General features: G+C 64.4%; 23 protein-coding genes, 1 pseudogene and 1 riboswitch. Of the genes and pseudogenes, 18 read left to right on the forward strand and 6 right to left on the reverse strand.

Going from position 1 to position 25,770, the window contains the following annotated elements; genetic code table 11:
- Window positions 1-33: 33 nt before the first annotated feature.
- A complete protein-coding gene (locus HU766_RS06150; protein ID WP_186654547.1) occupies window positions 34-2,790 on the reverse strand; it encodes a response regulator in 2,757 nt (918 codons plus the stop codon).
- A gap of 195 nt (window positions 2,791-2,985) precedes the next feature.
- On the opposite strand from HU766_RS06150, the gene HU766_RS06155 reads away from it, so the two are divergent.
- The 7 genes from HU766_RS06155 to HU766_RS06185 all read left to right on the forward strand — a co-directional run bounded on the left by HU766_RS06155 (window position 2,986) and on the right by HU766_RS06185 (window position 11,241).
- Window positions 2,986-3,702, forward strand: a complete 717-nt coding sequence (locus HU766_RS06155; RefSeq protein WP_186654549.1) for a response regulator transcription factor — start codon at window positions 2,986-2,988, stop codon at window positions 3,700-3,702.
- Between the two features lie 3 nt (window positions 3,703-3,705).
- Complete coding sequence (locus HU766_RS06160; RefSeq protein ID WP_186654550.1) at window positions 3,706-5,103, forward strand: sensor histidine kinase; 1,398 nt, start codon at window positions 3,706-3,708, stop codon at window positions 5,101-5,103.
- Between the two features lie 87 nt (window positions 5,104-5,190).
- Window positions 5,191-6,090 carry a cysteine synthase CysM gene (gene cysM / locus HU766_RS06165; RefSeq protein ID WP_156311322.1) on the forward strand — a complete coding sequence of 300 codons (900 nt, stop codon included), beginning with the start codon at window positions 5,191-5,193 and terminating at the stop codon, window positions 6,088-6,090.
- Window positions 6,091-7,449, forward strand: coding sequence for a 23S rRNA (uracil(1939)-C(5))-methyltransferase RlmD (rlmD, locus tag HU766_RS06170; RefSeq protein WP_186654553.1), 1,359 nt, complete (start codon window positions 6,091-6,093; stop codon window positions 7,447-7,449).
- 96 nt (window positions 7,450-7,545) lie between these two features.
- On the forward strand, window positions 7,546-9,786 hold the full coding sequence (gene relA / locus HU766_RS06175) for a GTP diphosphokinase (RefSeq protein ID WP_033700819.1): 2,241 nt from the start codon (window positions 7,546-7,548) through the stop codon (window positions 9,784-9,786).
- Between the two features lie 57 nt (window positions 9,787-9,843).
- Entirely contained in the window at window positions 9,844-10,677 is an 834-nt protein-coding gene (mazG, locus tag HU766_RS06180; protein ID WP_095064094.1) for a nucleoside triphosphate pyrophosphohydrolase, read from the forward strand.
- A 24-nt stretch (window positions 10,678-10,701) separates the two neighbouring features.
- Entirely contained in the window at window positions 10,702-11,241 is a 540-nt protein-coding gene (locus HU766_RS06185; RefSeq protein ID WP_033700817.1) for a DUF2058 domain-containing protein, read from the forward strand.
- A gap of 44 nt (window positions 11,242-11,285) precedes the next feature.
- Here HU766_RS06185 and HU766_RS06190 read toward each other — a convergent pair whose 3' ends face one another.
- From HU766_RS06190 to purM, 4 genes are all read right to left on the reverse strand, one after another.
- Entirely contained in the window at window positions 11,286-11,468 is a 183-nt protein-coding gene (locus HU766_RS06190) for a hypothetical protein (protein WP_033700816.1), read from the reverse strand.
- A gap of 173 nt (window positions 11,469-11,641) precedes the next feature.
- Complete coding sequence (locus HU766_RS06195; protein WP_186654554.1) at window positions 11,642-12,352, reverse strand: DUF3108 domain-containing protein; 711 nt, start codon at window positions 12,350-12,352, stop codon at window positions 11,642-11,644.
- Window positions 12,353-12,360: 8 nt separating this feature from the next.
- On the reverse strand, window positions 12,361-13,014 hold the full coding sequence (gene purN, locus HU766_RS06200) for a phosphoribosylglycinamide formyltransferase (RefSeq protein WP_186654555.1): 654 nt from the start codon (window positions 13,012-13,014) through the stop codon (window positions 12,361-12,363).
- On the reverse strand, window positions 13,014-14,072 hold the full coding sequence (gene purM / locus HU766_RS06205; protein ID WP_033700811.1) for a phosphoribosylformylglycinamidine cyclo-ligase: 1,059 nt from the start codon (window positions 14,070-14,072) through the stop codon (window positions 13,014-13,016). Before purM ends, purN begins: the two co-directional genes overlap by 1 nt.
- Before the next feature lie 385 nt (window positions 14,073-14,457).
- On the opposite strand from purM, the gene HU766_RS06210 reads away from it, so the two are divergent.
- The 5 genes from HU766_RS06210 (at window position 14,458) to HU766_RS06230 (ending at window position 18,901) form a co-directional block, all read left to right on the forward strand.
- Window positions 14,458-15,513, forward strand: a complete 1,056-nt coding sequence (locus tag HU766_RS06210) for a DUF2066 domain-containing protein (RefSeq protein ID WP_186654557.1) — start codon at window positions 14,458-14,460, stop codon at window positions 15,511-15,513.
- 12 nt (window positions 15,514-15,525) lie between these two features.
- Window positions 15,526-16,599, forward strand: a complete 1,074-nt coding sequence (locus HU766_RS06215; protein WP_186654558.1) for an AI-2E family transporter — start codon at window positions 15,526-15,528, stop codon at window positions 16,597-16,599.
- Between the two features lie 150 nt (window positions 16,600-16,749).
- Window positions 16,750-17,457, forward strand: coding sequence for a DnaA regulatory inactivator Hda (gene hda, locus HU766_RS06220; protein ID WP_027595859.1), 708 nt, complete (start codon window positions 16,750-16,752; stop codon window positions 17,455-17,457).
- A 127-nt stretch (window positions 17,458-17,584) separates the two neighbouring features.
- Window positions 17,585-18,226: an NlpC/P60 family protein gene (locus HU766_RS06225; protein WP_033700807.1), complete on the forward strand. Its 642-nt coding sequence runs from the start codon at window positions 17,585-17,587 to the stop codon at window positions 18,224-18,226.
- Window positions 18,227-18,364: 138 nt separating this feature from the next.
- Window positions 18,365-18,901: an NlpC/P60 family protein gene (locus HU766_RS06230; protein ID WP_033700806.1), complete on the forward strand. Its 537-nt coding sequence runs from the start codon at window positions 18,365-18,367 to the stop codon at window positions 18,899-18,901.
- A gap of 121 nt (window positions 18,902-19,022) precedes the next feature.
- Here the strand turns inward: HU766_RS06230 and HU766_RS06235 are convergent.
- Window positions 19,023-19,304, reverse strand: a pseudogene (locus HU766_RS06235) (sorbosone dehydrogenase family protein); the annotation flags it as partial.
- A 232-nt stretch (window positions 19,305-19,536) separates the two neighbouring features.
- Window positions 19,537-19,759, forward strand: a riboswitch (cobalamin riboswitch).
- A 119-nt stretch (window positions 19,760-19,878) separates the two neighbouring features.
- Here HU766_RS06235 and cobO point away from each other — a divergent pair.
- Genes cobO through HU766_RS06265 form a run of 6 tightly spaced genes read left to right on the forward strand, consistent with a single transcriptional unit; the run spans window position 19,879 to window position 25,770 of the window.
- Complete coding sequence (gene cobO, locus HU766_RS06240; RefSeq protein ID WP_095064096.1) at window positions 19,879-20,490, forward strand: cob(I)yrinic acid a,c-diamide adenosyltransferase; 612 nt, start codon at window positions 19,879-19,881, stop codon at window positions 20,488-20,490.
- Window positions 20,487-21,782, forward strand: a complete 1,296-nt coding sequence (locus tag HU766_RS06245; protein WP_186654559.1) for a cobyrinate a,c-diamide synthase — start codon at window positions 20,487-20,489, stop codon at window positions 21,780-21,782. The genes cobO and HU766_RS06245 overlap by 4 nt, the downstream gene beginning before the upstream one ends.
- Window positions 21,779-22,429, forward strand: a complete 651-nt coding sequence (bluB, locus tag HU766_RS06250; protein WP_186654565.1) for a 5,6-dimethylbenzimidazole synthase — start codon at window positions 21,779-21,781, stop codon at window positions 22,427-22,429. Before HU766_RS06245 ends, bluB begins: the two co-directional genes overlap by 4 nt.
- On the forward strand, window positions 22,426-23,334 hold the full coding sequence (gene cbiB, locus HU766_RS06255) for an adenosylcobinamide-phosphate synthase CbiB (RefSeq protein WP_033700800.1): 909 nt from the start codon (window positions 22,426-22,428) through the stop codon (window positions 23,332-23,334). The genes bluB and cbiB overlap by 4 nt, the downstream gene beginning before the upstream one ends.
- Entirely contained in the window at window positions 23,327-24,319 is a 993-nt protein-coding gene (gene cobD, locus HU766_RS06260) for a threonine-phosphate decarboxylase CobD (RefSeq protein WP_186654569.1), read from the forward strand. Before cbiB ends, cobD begins: the two co-directional genes overlap by 8 nt.
- Window positions 24,316-25,770: a cobyric acid synthase gene (locus HU766_RS06265; RefSeq protein ID WP_186654572.1), complete on the forward strand. Its 1,455-nt coding sequence runs from the start codon at window positions 24,316-24,318 to the stop codon at window positions 25,768-25,770. The genes cobD and HU766_RS06265 overlap by 4 nt, the downstream gene beginning before the upstream one ends.

The raw sequence follows: 25,770 nt of genomic DNA on the forward strand, positions 1-25,770 counted from the left end.
GCGAGGGGCTGGGTATTGTAGCCGCCTGGCCTGTCAGGCATTCAGGTGAGCCTGACAGGCCAGCCGGTTGATCGCGCTGTCCAGCTCATCCAGTGCCTGCTGTGCAAGCGGATGCTCCTGTTTGAGCAAGGTCTCGCTGCGCTGGCATGCCGCCCGTAGTTGCGGCACGCCGCAATAACGCGAAACGCCGTTGAGGCGGTGTACCTGCTCGATCAGCGTGGTGTGATCGTGCGCTTCACGCGCAGCGCGTATCGCCTCGCGATCGGATTCCAGCGACGCCAGCAGCATGGCCAGCATGTCGGCCGCCAGGTCGGGCTTGCCGGCTGCCAGGCGCAAGCCCTCCTCGGGGTCCAGCACCTTCAGTTCGTCACTGTTGGCCAGTTGTTCTGCCAGGCGTTCCTGCTGTGGCATGCCAAGGCTCAGGCCGGTCCACTTCATCACCACCTGGGCCAACTGCCGCTCGCTGATCGGCTTGGTCAGGTAGTCATCCATGCCAGCATGCAGCAGGGCGCGTTTCTCGTTGGCCATGGCATGCGCGGTGAGGGCGACGATCGGCAGCGGGCTGCCGTTCTGGGCGTTTTCCCACAGGCGGATCTGCTCGGTACAGGCGCGGCCATCCATGCCGGGCATCTGCACGTCCATCAGCACCAGGTCGAACGGCTCGTCCTGTACTGCCTGCACCGCCGCGTAGCCATTGTCCACCGCCAGTACCTCGGCACCGAGGTCTTCGAGCAGGGTCTGCACCAGCAGCAGGTTGGCCGCATTGTCATCAACGCAGAGGATCTTCGGCTGGCGCTGGCCGCTGTGGACGTTTGGCTCGCCGAGCGGGCGACGTGGCTGCACCAGCTCCAGCAACAGCCGACGCAGCTTGCGCGTACAGGTCGGTTTGGACAGCAACTGGCCATGCCCATTGGGCAGGTAGGGGTGATACAGCGCCTGCTCGGTGGTCGGGCACAACACCACGCATTGGCATTGGTAGCGCTCAAGGTGCAGGTGATATTCCCCGAGCTGCTCTGGGGTGAGGTTGCCCAGGTTGGCGCCGAGCACTGCGAAGTCGAACGGGTGGCCAGCTTGATGGGCGGCCTGCACGGCATGCAGCAGTTGATCGAAAGAAGCGAACAGGCTGACGCTCAGGCCGCAGTCCTCAAGCTGGTGCTCCAGTGCCTGGCGCGCCAGCTCATGGCTGTCGACGATGGCCGCGCGCCGCCCCAGCAGCGGTTGCAGCGGCAGGTCTTCGGCATCGTCGTGGGCCTTGGGCAGGTTGAGGCTGATCCAGAACTGCGAGCCTTCACCCGGCGTGCTGTCGACGCCGATCTCGCCGCCCATCTGCTCGATCAGGCGCTTGGAAATCACCAGGCCCAGGCCGGTGCCACCGGGCTGGCGAGCCAGCGAGTTGTCGGCCTGGCTGAAGGCCTGGAACAGGGTGCGCACATCCTGCGGAGACAAGCCGATACCGGTGTCCTGCACGCTGATGCGAAGCTGTGCGCTGTCTTCGCGTTCGTCCTCGAGCATGGCGCGCACGACGATCGTGCCTTCGCGGGTGAACTTGATGGCGTTGCTCACCAGGTTGGTGAGGATCTGCTTGAGGCGCAGTGGGTCGCCGACCAGTGAAGACGGGGTGTCACGGTAGATCAGGCTGAGCAGTTCGAGCTGCTTGGCGTGGGCGGCAGGGGCGAGGATGGTGAGGGTGTCCTGGACCAGGTCGCGCAGGTTGAACGGAATGCTGTCGAGCACCAGCTTGCCGGCCTCGATCTTGGAGAAGTCGAGGATCTCGTTGATGATCCCCAGCAGGTTGTCGGCGGACTTCTCGATGGTGCTCAGGTAATCCAGCTGGCGCGGCGTCAGTTCGCTTTTCTGCAGCAGGTGGGTGAAACCGAGGATGCCGTTGAGCGGGGTGCGGATCTCGTGGCTCATGTTGGCCAGGAACTCCGACTTGATCCGGCTGGCCTCCAGGGCTTCCTTGCGGGCCATGTCCAGCTCGATGTTCTGGATCTCGATGGTTTCCAGGTTCTGGCGCACGTCCTCGGTGGCCTGGTCGATGCTGTGCTGCAACTCTTCATGGGCGCTGTGCAGGGTCTCGGCCATGCGGTTGATGCCGCGGGCCAGCTCGTCCAGCTCATGGCTGCCCATGGCCGGCAGGCGTTCGTCGAGGTGGCCGTCCTTGAGCTGATTGACCGTGTGCTTGATGCGTTTGATCGGGTCGTTGATGGTGCGGCTCATGCGCAGGGCCAGCAGGCCGCTGAGGGCCAGGCAGGCGAGGATCAACAACAGGCTGGTGAACAGGTTGCGGTAGCCCCGCAGCAGGGTGCCGTCATGCGACAGTTCGATTTCGACCCAGCCCAGCAGGCGTTCGGCCTCGGCTGGCACCGCATCGGTGGCCAGGTCGCGGTGGTGGCCGAAGACCGGCATCAGGTAGCGGGTGGCATCATTGCCGGTGCGTTGCAGCAACTGGGTGCCGGTGCCGCCGCTTGGCGGCTGGTTGAGCATGCTCGGGCCGGCATGGGCCAGGCGCGTGCGGTCCGGGGCAAGGAAGGCAACGGCGCGCACATCGGCTTGCTCCAGGGTCTGTGCGGCAATCCGCTCCAGTTGCGCGGGCGCCAGGCGGGCCATGGCGGGCGCAGCCAGTGGCGCCAGTTGCTCGGCGATCATCTTGCCGCGTTGCAGCAGCTGGGTGCGCAAATCGCTTTGCTGCAACCAGGTGAAATAACTGCCCAGTACCAGCGCCATCAGGCCGGCAGGCAGCAGGGCCAACAACAGGACCCGGCTTCTGATTCCCAAACGATCGAGCACACTTGCCTCCTGTCATGTGCCTGGACGCCGTCAACCGCGTGACGGACCAAGCCGGGAAGTTACTCCGCCTGTTCCGGTATTGCACTCATTTGTCTGTCTTTTCGTGGCCTTGGCAAGGCATTGGTCGCAGGGCGGTTGCTTACAGCCGAGCGGATGCTCAATAATTGCGCAATTGAGAATGCATGGCAGTTGCTAATGAATCCCGTAGCTATTCACGCCTCCAATATCCTTGCGATCGAGGATGACCCGGTACTGGGCGCTTATCTGCACGAAGAGCTGCAGCGGGGCGGTTTCCAGGTGACCTGGTGCCGCAATGGCCTCGAAGGCCTTGAAACGGCAGGCCGTCAGGCCTTCGATGTGGTGCTCATGGACATCCTGCTGCCCGGGCTCAACGGCCTGGATGCACTGGCCCAGTTGCGCCTGCGCAGCGCCACGCCGGTAATTCTGATGTCGGCGCTGGGCGCCGAGGCCGATCGTATCAGCGGTTTTCAGCGGGGCGCCGACGACTACCTGCCCAAGCCCTTCAGCATGGCCGAACTGCAGGTGCGCATCGAGGCGATCCTGCGGCGTGTGGCCCTGGAGCGGCGTCATCAGCCGCAGCAGGAAGCCATTTCAGGCGGTTTGCAGTTTGACGAAGCGCTCAGCGATGTACGGCTCGAAGGGCGCCTGGCCGGCCTCACCCCGAGCGAATACCGGCTGCTCGAGATCCTCAACCGCAACCTGGATGAGGTGCTGAGCAAACCCTTCCTTTATCAGCAGGTTCTGCAGCGGGGTTACTCGCGGCATGATCGCAGCCTGGACATGCACGTCAGCCAGATCCGCCGCAAGCTCAAGGGCATCGGCTACCAGGAGCGGCAGATCCGCACCGTCTGGGGCAAGGGCTACGTGCTCAGCGCCAGCGAAATGGAGTAGGCCATGCTCGACCGCCATTCACTGTTCTGGAAGCTGGCCATTCTGTTGGTGGGCTTCTGCCTGCTGATGATCGGCCTGAGCTACACCTGGGGCCGGCACATGGAAACCCAGAACGCCTTCCTTTCCGAGCCGGCGCGGCAGTTGCTGCGCGGCTACGCGGCCGAGGCCGAACGGGCCTGGCGCAGCGGCGGGCGAGCAGGGCTGGACCAGTGGGTGGGCGAGATGCACCAGCGCGAGCGCGGCTGGGTCGGCGTGCTCGACAGCAACCTGCGGCCGCTCGACAGCGCCACCCTGCGCCCCGATATCATGCAAAGGCTGACGCGCCTGCGCAGCGTCGACTGGCCCATGAGCCGGCGCAGTGTCGACCAACCTTGGCTGCGCATTCCATTCCCGGGGGCGCCGGAGCAGGGCATGCTGGTGATCGAGCTGCCCGAACGCCTCAACCCCGGCCAGTACCGCGTACTGTGGCGGGTGGTGACCAACGGCATCATCCCTGGCCTGTTCACCCTGCTGCTGTGCGTGGGCCTGTACCGCATGCTGATCGTGCCGCTCAACCAGTTGCGTGAGCAGGCCAATGCCTGGCGCGCCGACCAACTGTCGGCGCGCCTCGACCCGCGCACCATCGCCCGGCATGACGAGCTCGGCGAGCTGGCCCGGGCGTTCGACCAGATGGCCGACCGGCTACAGGGCACCGTGGCCCTGCAGCAGCAGATGTTGCGCGACCTGTCCCACGAAATGCGCACGCCGCTTAGCCGGCTGCGTGTGGCCTGTGACGGCGAAACCGACCTGCAGGGCCTGCGCGAGCGGCTGGCGCGTGAGGTGGACTGCATGCAGCAACTGGTCGAGGGCACCTTGCAGCTGGCCTGGCAAGACGCCGAGCGCGCGCCGATGAACCTGGAGCCGATCCAGGTCCAGGCGCTGTGGGACCTGCTCGCCGAAGATGCCAGTTACGAAAGCGGCTGGTCACCCGCGCGGCTGCGCTGCGAACTGCCCGCCAGTTGCTGGGTGCAAGGCAACCTCAATTACCTGGCCCAGGCGCTGGAAAACCTGCTGCGCAATGCCATCCGTCACTCGCCGGCCGACGGCTTGGTGCGCCTCGGCGGGCAGCGCGAGGGCAACCACTGGTGGCTGTGGCTGGAGGATGAAGGCCGGGGCGTGGCCGAGGAGGACCTGGAACGGATCTTCGCGCCGTTTTCCCGGCTGGATGGTTCGCGCCCCGGCGACGGCGGGTTCGGCTTGGGGTTGAGCATTGCCCGCAGCGCCATCCAGCGCCAGGGCGGGACCTTGTGGGCGGAGAATGGCAAGCGGGGCCTGCGCTTGTGGATGCGCCTGCCCGCGCATGAACCCGTTGGCCGCGAACAGGACGACAAGCGGCCGCAGCGCACCGCTTATAGCGTGTAGCTATATGCATCACAGATTGCGTGATATGGCCGGGAAAGGTTTGCCGGTATGATAGGCGCCCCTGCCGTCCGGATTGTGAAATACGCCATGACCTTGCAGTACCCAACCATCGCCGATTGCGTCGGCAATACGCCCCTGGTTCGCCTGCAGCGCATTGCCGGAGAGACCAGCAACACGCTTCTGCTCAAGCTCGAAGGCAACAATCCCGCCGGCTCGGTCAAGGACCGCCCGGCGCTGTCGATGATCACCCGCGCCGAACTGCGCGGCCAGATCAAACCTGGCGACACGCTGATCGAGGCCACCTCGGGCAACACCGGCATCGCCCTGGCGATGGCGGCAGCGATCAAGGGTTACAAGATGATCCTGATCATGCCGGACAACTCCACCGCCGAACGCAAGGCCGCCATGACGGCCTACGGCGCCGAGTTGATCCTGGTGACCAAGGAGGAGGGCATGGAAGGTGCCCGTGACCTCGCCGAGAAGCTGCAGGCCGAAGGCCGCGGCCTGGTGCTCGACCAGTTCGCCAATGGCGACAACCCGATCGCCCACTACAACAGCACCGGCCCGGAGATCTGGCAGCAGACCCAGGGCAACATCACCCATTTCGTCAGTTCCATGGGTACCACCGGCACCATCATGGGCTGCTCGCAGTACCTCAAGGAGCAGAACCCGGCGGTGCAGATCATCGGCCTGCAGCCGATGGAAGGCTCGGCTATCCCGGGCATCCGTCGGTGGCCGGAGCAATACCTGCCGAAAATCTTCGACGCCAGCCGCGTGGACCGCGTGGTCGACATGTCGCAGCAGGAAGCCGAAGACATCACCCGCCGCCTTGCCCGTGAAGAGGGCATTTTCTGCGGCGTGTCTTCCGGCGGTGCGGTCGCGGCGATGCTGCGCCTGTCTCGCGAGGTGGAAAACGCGGTAATGGTCGCAATCATCTGCGACCGTGGTGACCGATACCTGTCCACTGGCCTGTTTGACCCGAGCTAAATGTCCAAGAAGAAAAGCAACAGCGGCCTGCGCTTCCAGCCAGCCGGTGGCAACCGTAGCCCTCAGGTTCCCGTGGGCAAGAAACAGCGCCTGGATATCGAGCGCCTGGCCGGTGACGGCCGTGGCATCGCATTCCATGAAGGGCGTACCTGGTTCGTCAGCGGCGCGTTGGCCGGTGAGGCCGTCGAGGCCCGCGTGCTCAATGCCCGCGGCAAGGTGGTGGAGGCGCGCCTGGAACGCGTGCTGCAGGCCAGCCCCGAACGGCGCGAGGCGCCGTGCCGGCACTATGCCCGCTGTGGTGGCTGCAACCTGCAGCATTTGCCCCACGAAGGGCAACTGGCGCTCAAGCAGCGCACGCTGGCCGAGCAACTGCAGCGGGTTGCCGGCCTACAACCCGAAGCATGGGCCGTCCCGCTGAGCGGGCCGGAATTCGGCTACCGACGCCGGGCGCGGGTAGCCGTGCGCTGGGACATCAAGGCGCGTCAGCTGGAAGTCGGCTTCCGTGCCGAAGCCAGTCAGGAGATCATTTCCATCGACGAATGCGCGGTGCTGGTACAGCCCTTGCAGTCGATTCTGCGTCACTTGCCGACCGCCTTGCGTGCGTTGAGCAAACCGCAGGTAATCGGCCATGTCGAGCTGTTCAGCGGCACTGCCGAAGCCGTGCTGGTACGCCATGTTGCGCCGCTGGCGGAAGATGACCTGGCACGCCTGCAGGCATTTTGCAGGGAGGCCGGGGCGCAGCTCTGGCTGCAGGGTGAAGGTGAGCCGGCGCCCGTGGATACGGCCGCGAAACTGGGCTTTGCCCTTGAGCCCTGGCAGTTGGAACTGGCCTGGCGCCCCGGCGACTTCGTGCAGGTCAACGCGCAGGTCAACACGGCGATGATCGAGCAGGCCCTGGCCTGGCTCGCACCCACGGCCGACGAGCGTGTGCTGGACCTGTTCTGCGGCCTGGGCAACTTTGCCCTGCCGCTGGCCCGCCAGGCCCGTGAAGTGGTGGCGGTGGAAGGTGTACAGGCCATGGTCGATCGGGCTGCGGCCAATGCCCGAAACAACAATGTGCATAACGCACGGTTTTTTCAGGCCGATTTATCGCAGCCTTTGGCAGGTGCCGAATGGGCCGCCGAAGGCTTTTCTGCGGTACTCTTGGATCCACCGCGCGACGGTGCTTTCGAGGTGGTGCGAGATATCGCCCGCCTCAAGGCCAAGCGGCTGGTCTACGTATCGTGCAACCCGGCCACGCTGGCGCGAGACGCCCAGGTGCTGGTCGGTCAGGGGTACCGGTTAAAAAGGGCCGGGATTCTCGACATGTTTCCTCAGACGGCGCATGTCGAGGCCATGGCGTTATTCGAGGCGGGCTAGCAGACTGGCCCGTTGGTGGGGTTGCCAGGGAATGGCGGCCGCACAGTGGAAGCCTGCGTACCCGCGTGGTGCGCTGTATGGAAAGGTAAAACAAAGATGGTACAGGTGAGAGTGCACCAGCCGGTCAACACCGACGGCAGTATCAATCTCGAAGCATGGCTGGATCATGTGGTAAGCGTCGATTCGGCCCTGAATCGCGCGGAACTCAAAGAAGCCTGCGAGTTCGCTCACGAAGTCGAGAGAAAGGGTAACCCTGCCAAGCATTCTTGGGCCGACGGTACGTCCAGCTTCCAGGCGGGCCTGGAGATCGCCGAAATTCTCGCCGACCTCAAGCTCGACCAGGATTCGCTGGTAGCGGCCGTCATCTATCGCTCGGTGCGCGAAGGCAAAGTGACCTTGGCCGAAGTCAGTCAGCGCTTTGGGCCGGTGGTGTCCAAATTGATCGACGGCGTGCTGCGCATGGCGGCCATCAGTGCCAGTCTCAGCCCGCGCCAATCGTTGGTGCTGGGCTCCCAGGCGCAGGTCGAGAACCTGCGCAAGATGCTCGTGGCCATGGTCGACGATGTGCGCGTGGCGCTGATCAAGCTGGCCGAGCGCACCTGTGCTATCCGCGCGGTCAAGGCTGCCGACGACGATAAACGCCTGCGTGTCGCGCGCGAAGTGTTCGACATCTATGCACCACTGGCTCACCGCCTGGGTATCGGTCACATCAAGTGGGAGCTGGAAGACCTGTCTTTCCGTTACCTCGAACCCGACCAGTACAAACAGATCGCCAAGCTCCTGCACGAGCGCCGGCTGGACCGCGAGCGCTTCATCAGCGACGTGATGAACCAGTTGCAGAACGAACTGCTGGCCACCGGCGTGAATGCCGATATCAGTGGCCGGGCAAAACACATCTATTCGATCTGGCGCAAGATGCAGCGCAAAGGCCTGGAATTCAGCCAGATCTACGATGTGCGCGCAGTGCGCGTGCTGGTGCCGGAGATCCGCGACTGCTACACCGCATTGGGCATCGTTCATACGCTGTGGCGGCACATCCCCAAGGAGTTCGACGACTACATCGCCAACCCCAAGGAGAACGGCTACCGCTCGTTGCACACGGCGGTGATCGGCCCCGAGGGCAAGGTGCTGGAGGTGCAGATCCGTACCCATGGCATGCACGAGGAAGCTGAACTGGGCGTGTGCGCGCACTGGCGCTACAAGGGCACCGACGTCAAGCCCAGCTCCAATCACTACGAAGAGAAGATTTCCTGGCTGCGCCAGGTGCTCGAGTGGCATGAAGAGCTGGGTGACATCGGCGGCCTGGCCGAACAGCTGCGGGTCGACATCGAGCCTGACCGGGTCTATGTGTTCACCCCCGACGGCCATGCCATCGACCTGCCCAAGGGCGCCACACCGCTGGACTTCGCCTACCGCGTGCACACCGAAATCGGTCACAACTGCCGCGGCGCCAAGATCAACGGGCGTATCGTGCCGCTCAACTACAGCCTGCAGACGGGCGAGCAGGTCGAGATCATCACCAGCAAACACGGCAACCCCAGCCGTGACTGGTTGAACTCCAACCTGGGTTACGTCACCACCTCGCGGGCACGGGCGAAGATTGTCCATTGGTTCAAACTGCAGGCACGCGACCAGAACGTGGCGGCCGGCAAGACCTTGCTCGAACGTGAACTCAGCCGCCTGGGCCTGCCCCAGGTGGACTTCGAGCGCCTGGCCGAGAAGACCAACGTCAAGACCGCCGAAGACATGTTCGCCTCGCTGGGTGCCGGTGATCTGCGCCTGGCGCACCTGGTCAACGCCGCCCAGCAATTGCTCGAGCCCGAGCGCATCGAGCAGATCGAGCTGGTGCAACGCAAGCCCACCGGGCCGCGTACCGGCAAGCGCGGCGATATCCAGATCCAGGGTGTCGGCAACCTGCTGACGCAGATGGCCGGCTGCTGCCAGCCGCTGCCAGGCGATGCCATCGTCGGCTATATCACCCAGGGCCGGGGTGTGAGCATCCACCGCCAGGACTGCGCTTCGGTGCTGCAACTGGCAGGCAAGGAGCCAGAGCGGATGATCCAGGTCAGTTGGGGGCCGATCCCGGTGCAGACCTACCCTGTCGACATCGTCATCCGTGCCTACGACCGCCCAGGCTTGCTGCGTGACGTGTCGCAGGTACTGCTCAACGAGAAGATCAACGTGCTGGCGGTCAACACCCGCTCGAACAAGGAAGACAACACGGCGTTGATGTCGCTGACCATCGAGATTCCAGGCCTGGATGCGCTTGGGCGCTTGCTGGGGCGGATCTCGCAGTTGCCGAACATCATCGAGACGCGGCGTAATCGTACGCCTTGAGACTGGGGTGGCAGCTTCGCGGGTTCACCCGCGAGCAGCCACCACCGGAGGACCTTAATGACCTACACCCTCGAAGACCTGCTGCACCTCATGGCCCGCCTGCGTGACCCGCAACATGGCTGCCCGTGGGATTTGCAGCAGGACTACGCCAGCATCGTCCCGCACACCCTCGAAGAAGCCTACGAGGTCGCCGACACCATCGAGCGCGGCGATTTCGAGCACTTGCAGGGCGAGCTCGGCGACCTGTTGTTCCAGGTGGTCTACTACAGCCAACTGGCCCGGGAAGAGGGGCGTTTCGCCTTTGACGGGGTGGTCGACAGCATCACCCGCAAGCTGATCCGCCGCCACCCGCACGTATTCCCCACCGGCGAGCTGTACGCACCGGTGGGCACGCCCAGCCTGAGCGAGGCCGAGGTCAAGTTGCGCTGGGAACAGATCAAGGCCGAAGAGCGCGCCGAAAAGAGCGAGCCTGAACAGCTGTCGCTGCTCGATGATGTGCCTGCGGCATTGCCGGCGCTGTCGCGGGCAGCCAAACTGCAGAAGCGTGCGGCCACGGTCGGTTTCGACTGGCCTGACGCATTGCCGGTGCTGGACAAGGTCCGCGAGGAGCTGGATGAAGTCCTGCAGGCCATGGCCGACGGTGATGCCGATGCGCTACAAGACGAGGTCGGCGATCTGCTGTTCGCCACCGTCAACCTGGCCCGCCACCTCAAGCAAGACCCGGAGCATGCCCTGCGCCGCGCCAACCGCAAGTTCGAGCGACGTTTCCGCTTTATCGAACAGGCATTGCGCGACAGCGGTCGGCCCATCGAAGATTGTAGCCTTGACGCGCTGGATGCCCTTTGGGGTGAAGCCAAACGTCAGGAAAAGAACCTGCCCAGCTGCGGCTGAGCTGTTGCATAAGTGAGTGAATTCATGAGCCTTTCCCTTCGCGACCAATTGCTCAAAGCCGGTCTGGTCAACCAGAAACAGGTCTCGCAGACCAACAAAGCCGAAAAGAAACAAAAGCGCCTGGAGCACAAAGGCCAGGTCGAGGTGGATGACACCCAGCAGCGCCTCGCCAAGGAAGCCATGGCTGACAAGGCCAAGCGTGACCAGGAGCTGAACCGCCAGCAGCAGGAAAAGGCCGAGCAAAAGGCCCGCGCCGCGCAGGTCAAGCAGTTGATCGAAGCGACTCGCCTGCCCAAGCTCAACAGCGAGGACTACTACAACTTCGTTGACGACAAAAAGGTCAAGCGCATTGCCGTCAATGCCCTGATGCGCAGCAAGCTGAGCAATGGCTCGCTGGCGGTGGTCTCCTTCGCTGGCGGCTACGAGGTGATTCCGCGTGAGGCGGCGGTGAAGATCCAGGAGCGCGACCCGCATCGCGTGCTGCTGCTCAACACCCACGTCGAAGAGGCCAACGAGGATGACCCTTATGCGGCCTACAAGATCCCTGACGACCTGATGTGGTAAGCATGAAAAACCCCGCCTAGGCGGGGTTTTTTTTGAAGGCGGTGTCATTGCGTGGCGCGCAGGTTTTCCAGGTCTTCGAGCTCTACCCGATACTGGTGGGCTTCATGTTCGTTGTGGAACATTCCGACCAGTTGGCCCTGCTGGTGCACATCCCAGATCCGCACGCCAGCGGCCAGGCCTTCGTGGGACATTTTCGATTCGTCGCGTTCGGTTACTTGGACTGTCATCGGTAAACTCCACTTTTCAGTTGGCTGCGGCACTGTGTCGCAGGTCTTCTTTATAGAGTTTGTTAGCAGCCTAAGTAAATAAAACGGGCATGAAACAAGTTTCATGTAAGGGTGGCCAGGCAAAAAGAAGCCCCGCACAAGGCGGGGCTGCAGGTGCTTCAGGCTGCGGTTGATCAGTTACCCTTCACCGGCTTGCCATCGACCGTGCCATCCTGCAGCACGATCACATACTCCTTGCCATCGGTTTCGACCTGGCGCAGTTGCACCAGCAGGTAGTCCCAGTTCTTGGCGAACCACAGCTCGGTGATGCGCTTGCTTTGGCTCGGGTCGCGCACGCGCTCGACCTTGACCGCATCGACCTGGCCGGTCTTGGTGGTGACCTTCTCGGTGCCCAGTACGCGGAAGTCGTAGGTGTCGATCTCGTCACCATCGACCACCTGGTAGGTCATGCTCTTCTTGCCGGCGGCCACGTCATGCTGCAGCGCCAGCTGGTAGGACGACTTGTCCAGCACGCCGCGGTTGAGCGGCAGGCTGACGGCATCGCCACGGTCGCTACCGGTGACTTTCTTGCTGTTCCAGTCGAAGTTCAGGTCGACCTTCTTCGCCTTGCCCAGGCCGCCACGTTCGAAGTGATACTTCTGCGGCAGCAGGGTGTCGTTTTCCAGGCGCAGGGTGCTTTGCTCGGTCAGGCTGGCGATCATCATGGAAGCCCGGAAATTGAGGTCCCAGGTACCATTGGCATTCTTGACCAGGCTGCGTTCGGCGGTGCCGCTCATGGGCAGCTGCTTCCAGTCGGCGGTGTAGCTGGCCGAGAAAGGCTTCAGATCAGCTGCCTGGAGGGGCAGGGCGAGCACGGCGAGAGCCAAAAGCAGGGCGCGACGCATAAATTCTCCTAGGGTCGAATCAAGTGACCGCTGGCCGCCAGAGGCTGGCCATCCAGTAACGCACCGTGTTCACCCAGACGCAAGCGTCCTTCGGCGAACCAGTGCACCGCCAGCGGGTAGATCTGGTGTTCCTGGTGGTGAACCCGCTGGGCCAGGCTTTCAGCGGTGTCGTCCGACGTCACCGGTACCACAGCCTGTACGACCAGTGGGCCGCCATCGAGTTCCTCGGTGACGAAGTGTACGCTGCAGCCATGCTCGGCGTCGCCTGCCTCCAGGGCCCGGCGATGGGTATGCAAGCCCTTGTATTTGGGCAGCAGCGACGGGTGGATATTGAGCAGGCGGCCCTGATAGTGGCGCACGAAACCGCCACTGAGGATGCGCATGAAACCGGCCAGCACCACCAGGTCGGGCGCAAAGCCGTCGATGCGTGCCATCAGCGCCGCATCGAAGGCTTCGCGGCCGTCGAAGCCGGTGTGGTCCACTACGGCGGTATCGATGCCAGCGGCTGCAGCGCGCTGCAGGCCGTAGGCATCGGCGCGGTTGGAAACCACCGCACGGATGCGCACCGGGCTGTCTTCACTGCGGCAGCTGTCGATCAGGGCTTGCAGGTTGCTGCCGGAACCCGACAGCAGTACCACTACATTGCAGGTCTTGCTCGGCATCAGTGTGCCTTGAGGTTCTGCAGCTCGACCTGGGCGGCGCCTTCGGCGGCCTGCTCGATGCGGCCGATGACCCAAGGCTGTTCGCCTTCTGCACGCAGCACGTTCAGGGCGTTTTCGACCTGGTCCTGGGCCACGCAGATGACCATGCCGACGCCGCAGTTCAGTACGCGGTGCATTTCATGCTCGTCAACGTTGCCTTGTGCCTGCAGGAAGTCGAATACCGCCGGGCGCTGCCAGCTGGCCACGTCGACCACGGCCTGGGCGTTCTTTGGCAGTACGCGCGGGATGTTGTCCAGCAGGCCGCCACCGGTGATGTGGGCCATGGCCTTGACTGCGCCGGTCTGCTTGATCAATTGCAGCAGCGGTTTGACGTAGATGCGGGTCGGCGCCATCAGCAGGTCGGTCAGTGGCTGGCCGTCGAGCTGGGTGTTTTCGATGTCGGTGCCGGACACTTCGAGGATCTTGCGGATCAGCGAGTAGCCGTTGGAGTGCGGACCGGAAGACGGCAGGGCGATCAGCGCGTCACCGGTGGCAACCTTGGAGCCGTCGATGATCTCGGCCTTTTCCACGACGCCGACGCAGAAGCCGGCCAGGTCGTAGTCTTCGCCTTCGTACATGCCAGGCATCTCGGCGGTTTCGCCACCGACCAGCGAGCAACCGGCCAGTTCACAGCCGGCACCGATGCCGGTGACTACGGTGGCGGCGACGTCGACGTTGAGCTTGCCAGTGGCGTAGTAGTCGAGGAAGAACAGCGGCTCGGCACCGCATACCACCAGGTCGTTGACGCACATGGCGACCAGGTCCTGGCCGATGCTGTCGTGCTTGTTCAGGTTCAGGGCAAGGCGCAGCTTGGTGCCGACGCCGTCGGTGCCGGAGACCAGAACCGGCTGCTTGTAGCCGGCCGGGATCTCGCAGAGGGCGCCGAAGCCGCCCAGGCCACCCATGACTTCAGGGCGTGCGGTGCGTTTTGCCACGCCCTTGATGCGTTCGACCAGTGCTTCGCCGGCGTCGATGTCTACACCGGCGTCCTTGTAGCTCAGGGAGGGTTGCTTGCTCATTGATCCAGGCCTTTAGGAGGGAGGGATTCTTAAAAACGACCATGACGGCCAAGGCCGGCTGTGTAAGCGGCGGCTGCCTGAAACGTCAGAGGTCTGCGAAGGCGCGCGATTTTATCAGGGTTGCCGTGCAGCGGCCATCCTCAGGCCGACGGGCAGGGCTCGAAAGCGTTAAAAAGGTGATGGGGGGAGGGGGCTTGCTTGGTTTTTTTGGGAGCAGAGGTAGGGTTTGAGGTTTGTGTGCTCTACAAATTCCCACGGCCTGCGCCTGGCAGTCACGCGCCCCCCTGTATAAGGTGTAGCCATAGAGGAGCATTTTTCGTTCCACCGCGGTCACAACCTGCACGTTAACGGCCCGTTTCACCTAGTTTCTGGACAGGAATCCTTCATGCATCTTCTCAAAAATCTGGCAGCGGGATGCCTTGCCCTGGTGGCTGTCGCCGCCCAGGCCGAAACCGTCTCCGGGCTCTACCAAGTGCGTGAGCCGCTTGCAGGGCAGGGCGCCGAAGCCCGTACCCAGGCAACCGGCAAGGCCCTCGATACCTTGATTCTGCGCCTGACCGGCGACCCGAAAGCGGCGCAAAACCCGGCTTTGGCGGAGTTGCGCAAGGACCCGCAGCAAATCATCAACCAGGTCGGTACCGAAGCCGGCCCGCCCGAATCGGTGCTGGTCGAGTTCGACCCCGGCAGTACCGAACGTGCCTTGCGCAAGGCCGGCCTGGCCCTGTGGGGCAGCAACCGGCCATCGATCATCGGCTGGTGGCTCAACGACAGCGTCGAAGGTAGCAACCTGGTCGGCGACGGCCAGGCCACTGCCCAGCCACTGCGCCGTGCAGCCCAGCACCGAGGCTTGCCATTGCGCTTGCCGCTGGCCGACCTGCAGGAGCAACTGGTGGCCAACGCCAAGCAAATCGAGGCCAGTGACCCAGCGCCGCTGCGCGAAGCGTCCGAGCGCTACGCGGCCGATGCACTGCTGGCGGTCCACGCCCATGAAGCGGATGGCAAATGGCAAGGCAAATGGCAGTTGTGGGTGGGTGACCAGCGCGAGCAGGGTAATGCCGAGGGCGCCGACCAGGCGGCCTTGGCCGACGCGGTGATGCTGGCGGTGAGCAGCCGCCTGGCGCCGCGCTATGTGACCCGCCCTGGTGCCAGCAGCCAGTTGCAGCTCCAGGTGCAGGGGATGAACCTGCAGCGCTACGCCGAATTGAGCCGGGTGCTCGAACCGTATGGCGCGCGACTGAAGATGGCCGAAGGCAGCACGCTGACCTACGGTGTCACCGCCAACCGCGAACAATTGCGTGCCCAACTGGGGCTGGCCAAGCTGCAGGAAGTGCCGGCCGAGCAGGCCCCCGCTGTACCCGCGGTCCCCGCGCCTGCACCTGGCGCTGCCGCAGAGCAGCCCGCAGTGCCCAAGCCGTTCGACGGCCTGCGTTTTCGCTGGTAAGGAGTACCGACCGTGACCGATATGCGCCGCTGGATCTGGCTGGGTGCGGCACTGCTGTTCGCCGTGCTGCTATATAGCTTGCACAACATTCTTGCCCCCTTTCTGATCGGTATTCTGCTGGCTTATCTGGCAGACCCTCTGGTTGACCGCCTGGAGCGCCTGGGGCTGTCACGCACCTGGGGCGTGGTGGTGGTGTTCAGCCTCTTCACCCTGCTGTTCATGGCCCTGCTGCTGGTGCTGGTGCCGATGCTGGCCAAGCAGCTGCTGCGCCTGTACGAGCTGGCGCCGCAGATGCTCGACTGGTTGCAGCATCAGGCGTTGCCTTGGGTGCAACACCGCCTTGGCCTGGCCGATGGCTTCTGGAAGTTCGACAAGATCAAGGCAGCCATTGGCGAGCACATGGGCCAGACCACCGACATCGTCGGCATCGTGCTGTCCCAGGCGACGGCTTCGAGCCTGGCCTTGATGGCCTGGCTGGCCAATCTGGTGCTGATCCCGGTGGTGGGGTTCTACCTGCTGCGTGACTGGGACCTGATGATGGCCAAGTTGCGCAGCCTGCTGCCGCGCCAGCGCGAGTCGCAAATAGTGGGGTTGGCGCAAGAGTGCCATGAAGTCCTGGGCGCGTTCGTCCGCGGCCAATTGATGGTGATGCTCGCGCTGGGCGTCATCTACTCGGCAGGGCTGATGCTGGTGGGGCTCGAACTCGGCCTGTTGATCGGCATGCTGGCGGGGTTGGCAGCCATCGTGCCGTACATGGGCTTCATCATCGGTATTGGTGCGGCGTTGGTCGCCGGCCTGTTCCAGTTCGGTGGCGACCTGTATCCGATGCTGGGCATCGTTGCGGTGTTCATGGTCGGCCAGGCGCTGGAAGGCATGGTGCTGACGCCGTTGCTGGTGGGCGACCGTATCGGCTTGCACCCGGTGGCAGTGATCTTCGCCATTCTTGCCGGTGGCGAGTTGTTCGGCTTCACCGGTGTGCTGCTGGCGCTGCCGGTGGCGGCAGTGATCATGGTGCTGCTACGTCATGTACATGATCTGTACAAAGATTCGGACATGTATGACGCCGATGTCGATCCGCAGTTGTAAATTACCCAGTCAGACCGAGCAGAGCAGGTCGCAAGCCTTTGATTTTGCTTGTGCTCTTCTGCTCCCTGATTGTGCCGTCCGCGTTGCGGGTATAGACTTTGCACACTGTCCACCAAAGGCCCCCTGTGGTCCCAGCGACCGCCCGCGAGCATGAAACCACCGATCCAGTTGCCCCTGGGTGTGCGCCTGCGCGATGACGCCACCTTCATCAACTACTATCCGGGCGCCAATGCTGCGGCATTGGGCTACGTCGAGCGCCTATGCGAAGCCGACGCCGGCTGGACCGAGAGCCTCATCTACCTGTGGGGCAAGCAGGGTGTCGGCCGCACCCACCTGTTGCAGGCCGCCACCCACCGCTTCCAGCAGTTGGGCGAACCCGCCGTTTACCTGCCGTTGGCGCAACTGCTCGAGCGCGGTGTCGAGTTGCTCGATCACCTCGAACAGTACGAGCTGGTGTGCATTGACGACCTGCATGTAATTGCCGGCAAGGCCGACTGGGAAGAGGCCATGTTCCACCTGTTCAATCGCCTGCGTGACAGTGGCCGTCGTTTGCTGCTGGCGGCCTCCAGCTCGCCGCGCGAGCTGCCCATCAAGCTGGCCGACCTCAAGTCGCGGCTGACCCTGGCACTGATCTTCCAGATGCGTGGCATGTCCGATGAAGACAAGCTGCGTGCCTTGCAGTTGCGTGCCTCGCGCCGTGGCCTGCACCTCACCGATGAGGTCGGGCATTTCATCCTTACCCGCGGTACCCGCAGCATGAGCGCACTGTTCGATCTGCTCGAACGCCTCGACCAGGCATCGCTGCAGGCGCAGCGCAAGCTGACCATCCCTTTCCTGAAAGAAACCCTGGGCTGGTAAGCCCCTGAAAATCCTGGGCTAGAGCGGCACAACGAAAAAGTCACATCTTTTTCGATAAAATTTGCAAATGGCCATGATAGAGGGCATAGTTTCCTCCTTCTAAAGGATTACAGACACGGTCGTGCCCATGCTAAAGCGCTTCGCACCCCTCGTGCCCCTCGCACTCGTGACCCTGCTTTTCGGCTGCGCGGCCCAAGGCCCGGTATCCCAGCCCCAGGATCACACCCCGATCGACGCCCAATCGGCGTTCAAGGCCAAAGCCTCGCCTTCGTCCGTATTCGGCGAACCGGAAGAGCTGGCCACCGAAGATGATCTGGCGGCCTTCTCCAGCAACAGCAAGCCTTATCAGCTGCCGGTTCTGGCTGACAGCATTCTCGAGCGCGGCATGGCGTTGATCGGCACACGCTACCGCTTCGGTGGTACCTCGGAGAAGTCAGGCTTCGATTGCAGCGGCTTCATCGGTTACCTGTTCCGCGAAGAAGCCGGCATGACCTTGCCGCGTTCGACGCGTGAAATGATCAACGTCGATGCCCCGAAAGTGGCCCGTAACAAGCTCAAGCCAGGCGACCTGCTGTTCTTCAGCACCAATGGCCGCGGCCGGGTCAGCCATGCCGGCATCTACTTGGGTGACAACCAGTTCATCCACTCCAGCAGCCGCCGCAGCGGTGGTGTGCGCATCGACAGCCTCGGTGATCGCTACTGGAGCAAGACCTTCATCGAAGCCAAGCGAGCCTTGGCGATGGCGCCGACCAACATTGCGCGCAACTGATACCCCGATGATGTTCCGTGCCACGGCGGCGATGCTTTAAAAAAGCTCGCCGCCGTGCGCATTTACAGAAAGCGTCTAATCTAAATTCTCAACACTTTTCGGCTGCGGTCCAGCGGTCTCAGACAGGATGTTCTGGCCATGGTAATGATGGCGCGCTTCGCATTCCTCTCCCTGGTGGCATTGCTTGCTGCCTGCTCCAGCCGCGCGCCTGCGCCGGCCCCTGTGGTCAAGCCGCAGGTCTCCTACAGCCAACTGCCTGATGCTTCGCCGATTGCCGACGACGTGTTGATCCGCGCGATCGGGCTGGTGGGCACGCCTTACCGATGGGGTGGCAATACGCCTGACTCCGGGTTCGATTGCAGTGGCCTGATCAAGTATGTCTATCGGGATGCCGCTGGCATCAGCTTGCCGCGCTCGACGCGGGAGATGATCGTCATGCGTGCGCCGACCGTGGATGCGAAGGCGCTGCAGTCAGGTGACCTGGTGTTCTTTGCCACCAGCGGCGGGTCGCAGGTCAGCCATGCCGGCATCTACGTGGGGGAGGGGCGTTTCGTGCACGCACCGTCCACCGGTGGCACGGTGCGCCTGGACTACCTATCCAACAGTTACTGGGCCAAGGCTTACCTGCAGGCCAAGCGGGTGATTCCCCAGGGGCATCTGGCGCAGAACCCCTGATCGCCTGAAGGCGGCCCGGCAAGGCCGCCTTGACTCACCGTTACCGCGCAGCGCTCAGCCGCCAGATCATATTGCCCACGTCATCCGCCACCAGCACCCCACCGCGCTGATCGTTGATCACGCCCACCGGCCTGCCCATGGCCCCGCCACGCAGGCCTTTGCCGTCTTCGGTTTTTGGCGGCGCATTGGTTTCGGCTACCAGCGCGTCACCGTTGGGCAGTACATAGAGCCAGCGTGGGTGGTCGAGTTTGTCGGCGAAGGCCGCTACCTGCGTGCCCGTTGCAGCTTTGGGCTTGCCGCCGTCCGGCCAGCCGATGGCAGGGGCGATGTTGATAGTCGGAATCAGCGTTGTATGGGGTTCTGGCAACTGCGGCGAGGGGCCACTGCCTTCGCTGACGTTCAACAGCGCTGGTCGCCGCAGCCTACCAGGCAGGCACTGCTCGCCCAGGGTAAGACGTAGCCGATGTGGCGCATGTTCAATGCCCTCAGGAGATGATCTTTCATTATTCAGAGCATGGCGCAGCATGACTGGTTCAGCCCCGGGGCGAACAACACCCGGCTGCGCAAGGCCATGCTCAGTGGTTATCTTCGTTCCTGCGCCCCGTTCGATTGACGCTCCCGCCCCAACCCTCTAACCTTCGCGGCGTGTTTCAGGTGCCCTGCCAGCCTCGACTGAGCAGGGTGAAACTGGGAAGCCGGTGGGCGCCAGCAAAGGCGCGATTCCGGCGCTGCCCCCGCAACGGTAGGTGAGTCAAAGGTCGCGCACAGCCACTGGATGCCAGCATCCGGGAAGGCGCGCAGGCCCGGGCCAAGGCCCGCTCGCAAGCCCGGAGACCGGCCTGATACAGCCAACGGCATCACGGAGGGTGATGCGCGGTGCACCGTGGCCTACGGCCACTGCTCCTGCGCGCTCTGTGTCTGCCTGCCTATCGACCTGTCGCCGCCTTTCGCGTGGCGTCAGCCTGCGGAGACCCCTGATGAGCGAACCCACCGAACGCGACGAACGCCACTTGGCGCGCATGCAGCGCAAAAAGGCGATCATCGACGAGCGTATCGCCAATTCCCCCAACGAATGCGGCCTGCTGCTGGTGCTGACGGGTAATGGCAAGGGCAAGAGCAGCTCAGCTTTCGGCATGCTCGCCCGTGCCCTGGGCCATGGCATGCAGTGCGGCGTGGTGCAGTTCATCAAAGGCCGCAACAGCACTGGCGAAGAGCTGTTCTTCCGGCGTTTTCCCGAGCAGGTGCGTTATCACGTGATGGGCGAAGGCTTTACCTGGGAGACCCAGGACCGCCAGCGTGACATCGCCGCCGCTGAGGCCGCTTGGGCGGTGTCGCGCCAGCTGCTGCAGGACCCGACAGTGCAGTTCGTGGTGCTCGATGAACTCAATATCGCCCTCAAGCATGGTTACCTCGACCTCGACCAGGTGCTGTCCGACATCCAGGCCCGCCCGCCGATGCAGCACGTGATCGTCACCGGTCGCGCGGCCAAGCCTGAAATGATCGAGCTGGCCGACACCGTCACCGAGATGGGCATGCTCAAGCACGCCTTCCAGGCGGGTATCCGTGCGCAGAAAGGCGTCGAACTGTGACTCAGATGCGACACTGCCCGGCGGTATTGATTGCAGCGCCGGCTTCCGGCCAGGGCAAGACCACCGTCACCGCCGCCTTGGCCCGCCTGCACCGTAACCTTGGGCGCAAGGTCCGGGTGTTCAAATGCGGGCCCGACTTTCTCGACCCGATGATCCTCGAACGCGCCAGCGGCGCGCCGGTCTACCAGCTCGACCTGTGGATGATCGGCGCCCAGGAAAGCCGCCGCCTGCTGTGGGACGCAGCCGGGGAGGCCGACCTGATCCTGATCGAAGGGGTCATGGGGCTGTTCGACGGTACGCCGTCGAGCGCGGACCTGGCGCGCCACTTCGGCGTGCCGGTGCTGGCGGTAATCGACGGCACGGCCATGGCCCAGACCTTTGGCGCCCTGGCCCTGGGGCTGGCGCGTTACCAGACCGACCTGCCGTTTGCCGGTGTGCTGGCCAACCGGGTCGGCAGCCTGCGCCATGCGCAGCTGCTCGAAGGCAGCCTGACCGAGGGGTTGCGCTGGTATGGCGGCCTGTCGCGTGAGCGCGGTATCGAACTGCCCAGCCGTCACCTGGGGTTGGTCCAGGCCAGCGAACTGAACGACCTGGATGCCCGCCTGGATGCTGCGGCCGAGGCGCTGGGTGCCAGTTGCGATGCTGCTTTACCCCCGCCGGTGGCGTTTGCCGAGCCCGAGCCACAGCCGGCCGCCGCGTCATTGGCCGGTGTGCGCATTGGCGTGGCCCGGGACGAGGCGTTTGCCTTCACCTACGGTGCCAACCTCGACCTGCTGCGCAACCTGGGCGCGCAACTGGTGTTTTTCTCGCCACTGCATGACCGTGAACTGCCAACCGTGGACAGCCTTTACCTGCCGGGCGGCTACCCCGAACTGCACCACCACGCGTTGGCGGCCAACACCGCCATGTGCGCGGCGATCCGTGACCATCATGTACAGGGCAAGCCCCTGTTGGCCGAATGCGGCGGCATGCTCTACCTGCTCGACGCACTGACCGATGTGGCGGGGGAGCGTGCCGAACTGCTCGGCTTGCTGGCGGGCGAGGCGACCATGCAGAAACGCCTTGCAGCCCTGGCCTTGCAGGCCGTGGAGCTGCCGGAAGGTACCCTGCGCGGGCATACCTACCACCATTCCCTGACCAGCACCGAGCTGACACCGATCGCCCGTGGCCTGAGCCCCAACGGCGGGCGTGGCAACGAGGCGGTGTATCGCCTGGGACGCCTGACGGCATCCTACGTGCACTTCTACTTCCCCTCCAACCCTGACGCGGCGGCGGCGCTGCTGCGACCATGAGCCAACACGCTTTCAGCGACGCCGAGCGCGCCGCCGTGTACCGGGCCATCGGCGAGCGCCGCGACATGCGTCATTTTGCCGGTGGCGAGGTGGCCCCGGCGCTGCTTGGTCGCCTGTTGGCCGCGGCGCATCAGGCCCCCAGCGTCGGGCTGATGCAGCCCTGGCGGTTCATCCGTATCACCCAGCGTGGCCTGCGCGAGCGCATCCAGGCGCTGGTCGAGGAGGAGCGGGTACGCACCGCCGATGCCCTGGGTGAACGGGCCGATGCGTTCATGGCCCTCAAGGTCGAAGGCATCAACGATTGTGCTGAGCTGCTGGTGGCCGCCTTGATGGACCAGCGCGAGCCGCACATCTTTGGCCGTCGCACCTTGCCGGAAATGGACCTCGCCTCGCTGGCCTGCGCCATCCAGAACCTGTGGCTGGCGGCGCGAGCCGAAGGCCTGGGGATGGGCTGGGTGTCGTTGTTCGACCCGCTGGCCCTGGCCGAGCTGCTGGGCATGCCTGCCGGCGCCAAGCCGGTGGCCGTGCTGTGCCTGGGGCCTGTGACCGAATTCTATCCGGCGCCAATGCTGGTGCAGGAAAACTGGGCCGAACAACGCCCTTTGAGTGACATGCTTTATCACAACCAATGGGGAGAGCGGCCATGAGCGTTGCTTTGCTGACCGTGGCCGGGGTGGCCCTGGATGCCTTGCTGGGCGAGCCGCAACGGCGTCACCCACTGGTGGCGTTCGGCAACATGGCCGCCAACCTGGAGCGCCGCCTGAACGCTGGCGGGCGCGGTTGGCGCAGCCACGGGGTGAGCGCCTGGTTCATTGCCGTGGTGCCGCTGACCCTGGTCGCACTGATCCTGTCCTGGTTGCCGTACATCGGCTGGCTGGTGGACGTGCTGGCGCTGTATTGCGCCCTGGGGCTGCGCAGCCTTGGCGAGCATGTGTTGCCGGTGGCCAACGCGTTGCGCCAGGGCGACCTGGAAGAGGCACGGCGGCGGGTCGGCTACCTGGTCAGCCGCGAAACCCGCGAGCTGGACGAGCCCGCCGTGGCCCGGGCAGCCACCGAGTCGGTGCTGGAGAACGGCAGCGATGCCGTTTTTGCCGCACTGTTCTGGTTTGTGCTGGCCGGCGCGCCCGGTGTGGTGTTGTACCGGCTGAGCAATACCCTGGATGCCATGTGGGGCTATCGCAACGAGCGCTTCGAGCGGTTTGGCTGGTGCGCGGCGCGTATCGACGATGTGCTCAACTATATTCCCGCAAGGCTGGTGGCGCTGACCTACGCGCTGCTCGGCAAGACCCGCCTGGCCCTGGCCTGCTGGCGCAACCAGGGGCCACTGTGGGACAGCCCCAACGCAGGCCCGGTGATGGCAGCCGGTGCCGGCGCGCTGGCGGTCGAACTTGGCGGCCCGGCGGTGTACCACGGTGAGCTGCACGAGCGGCCGCGCCTGGGCGAAGGGCCGATGGCCGATGCCGACGCCATCGAGCGCGGCTGGAGCCTGGTGCAGCGGGGTGTGTGGCTGTGGGTACTGGTGATTTGCCTGGGGGCTTACTGGAATGCTTGAACACGGTGGTCGTCTGCTGCGTGCGGTGCATCAATACGGCATCGCGCGTGAACATTGGCTCGACCTGTCCAGCGGCATCGCCCCTTGGTCTTACCCGATCCCGCCGATCCCCCTCGACGCCTGGGCGCGCCTGCCGGAAACCGAAGACGGCCTGGAAGAGGCCGCGCGGCAGTATTACGGCACTCGCCAGCTACTGCCGGTAGCCGGCTCGCAGGCCGCGATCCAGGCCTTGCCGTTGTTGCGCCCGGCTGGCCGGGTCGGCGTGCTGACCCCTTGCTACGCCGAGCATCCGCACGCCTGGCAGCGGGCAGGGCATCAGTTGCTGGAGCTGGATGAAGCCGAAGTCGAGGGCGCGCTCGACAGCCTCGATGTGCTGGTGCTGGTCAACCCCAACAACCCGACCGGCCGCCAGGTCAGCCGCGAGCGCCTGCTCGACTGGCATGGCCGCCTGGCAGCCCGCGGAGGCTGGCTTGTGGTCGACGAAGCGTTCATGGACAACACCCCCGCTCATAGCGTGGTCGACTGCGCCGAGCGGCCAGGCCTGATCGTGCTGCGTTCGTTTGGCAAGTTCTTTGGCCTGGCCGGTGTCCGGCTGGGCTTCGTGGCGGCTCAAGCAAGCCTGCTGCAGCGCCTGGCAGAGCTGCTCGGCCCTTGGACTGTCAGTGGCCCGACGCGGGTGCTGGCCCAGGCCTGTTTTGCCGACCACACCGCCCACCTGTTGCAGATCGACCGCTGCGCCGCCAGCAGCCAGCGCCTCGCGGCCTTGTTGCGCAGCACCGGCCTGGCCCCGAGCGGTGGCTGCGACCTGTTCCAGTACGTGCGCAGCGAACGTGCTGCGCACCTGCATGACTTTCTCGCCCGGCGCGGCATCCTGGTTCGCCTGTTCGCGCTGCCAGCCGCCGTGCGCCTGGGCTTGCCTGCCTGCGCTGCCGACGAACAACGCCTGGCCCAGGCCCTGGCCGACTATCAAAAGGAAACGGCATGACCACGCTCATGGTGCAAGGCACCACCTCCGATGCCGGCAAGAGCACGCTGGTGACCGCGTTGTGCCGCTGGCTGCTGCGCCAGGGCGTCGGCGTGGTGCCGTTCAAGCCGCAGAACATGGCGCTCAACAGCGCGGTGACCGCCGACGGTGGCGAGATTGGCCGGGCCCAGGCCGTGCAGGCCCAGGCTTGCCGGCTGGCGCCGCACACTGACATGAACCCGGTGCTGCTCAAGCCCAACAGCGACACCGGCGCCCAGGTGATCATCCACGGGCGCGCGGTCACCAGCATGAATGCAGTGGCCTATCACGACTACAAGGCCATCGCCATGCAGGCCGTGCTGGCCTCGCACCAGCGCCTTAGCGCTGCGTACCCGGTGGTCATGGTCGAAGGCGCAGGCTCGCCTGCGGAGATCAACCTGCGTGCCGGCGACATCGCCAACATGGGCTTTGCCGAAGCGGTGGACTGCCCAGTGATTCTGGTGGCCGACATCAATCGCGGCGGGGTCTTCGCGCACCTTGTAGGCACCCTCGAATTGCTGTCGCCGAGTGAGCAGGCACGGGTCAAGGGCTTTGTCATCAACCGCTTTCGCGGAGATATCGCCCTGCTTCAGCCGGGCCTGGACTGGCTGGAAGCGCGCACCGGCAAGCCGGTGCTGGGCGTGTTGCCGTATGTCACCGACCTGCACTTGGAGGCCGAGGACGGCATAGATGTACGCCAGGCAGCCAAGCATGAGCGTGTATTGAAGGTGATCGTGCCGGTGTTGCCGCGCATCAGCAACCACACCGACTTCGACCCGCTGCGCCTGCACCCACAGGTCGACCTGCAATTCATCGGGCCAGGCCAACCGATACCGCCTGCGGACCTGATCATCCTGCCCGGCTCGAAAAGCGTGCGTGGCGACCTGGCGCAGCTGCGCGAGCGCGGCTGGGATACCGCCATTGCCCGCCACTTGCGCTACGGCGGCAAGCTGATTGGTATCTGCGGCGGTTTGCAGATGCTCGGGACGCAGGTGCACGACCCGCTGGGGCTGGAAGGGCCGGCGGGCTCCAGCCCAGGGCTGGGGCTGCTCGAATACGCCACGGTGCTGGAGGCCGACAAGCAACTGCGCAACGTCACCGGTACCTTGAACCTGGAACAGGCGCCGGTGTCCGGCTACGAAATCCATGCCGGCGTTACCCAAGGCGCGGCCTTGGAACAGCCTGCCGTGCAGCTTGGTGACGGGCGCTGCGACGGTGCCATCAGCGCCGACGGGCAGGTCCTCGCTACGTACCTGCATGGCCTGTTCGAAGGCAGCGAGTCGTGCGCCGCGCTGTTGCGCTGGGCCGGGCTGGCGGACGCACAGACCATCGACTACCAGGCCCTGCGCGAACGTGACATCGAGCGCCTGGCGGACCTGGTGGAAAAGCACCTGGACACCGCGCACCTGCGCACACTGTGTGGAGTCGCCTGA

Source organism: Pseudomonas sp. SWRI77 (assembly GCF_014269105.1).
Classification (GTDB): Bacteria; Pseudomonadota; Gammaproteobacteria; order Pseudomonadales; family Pseudomonadaceae; genus Aquipseudomonas; species Aquipseudomonas capeferrum.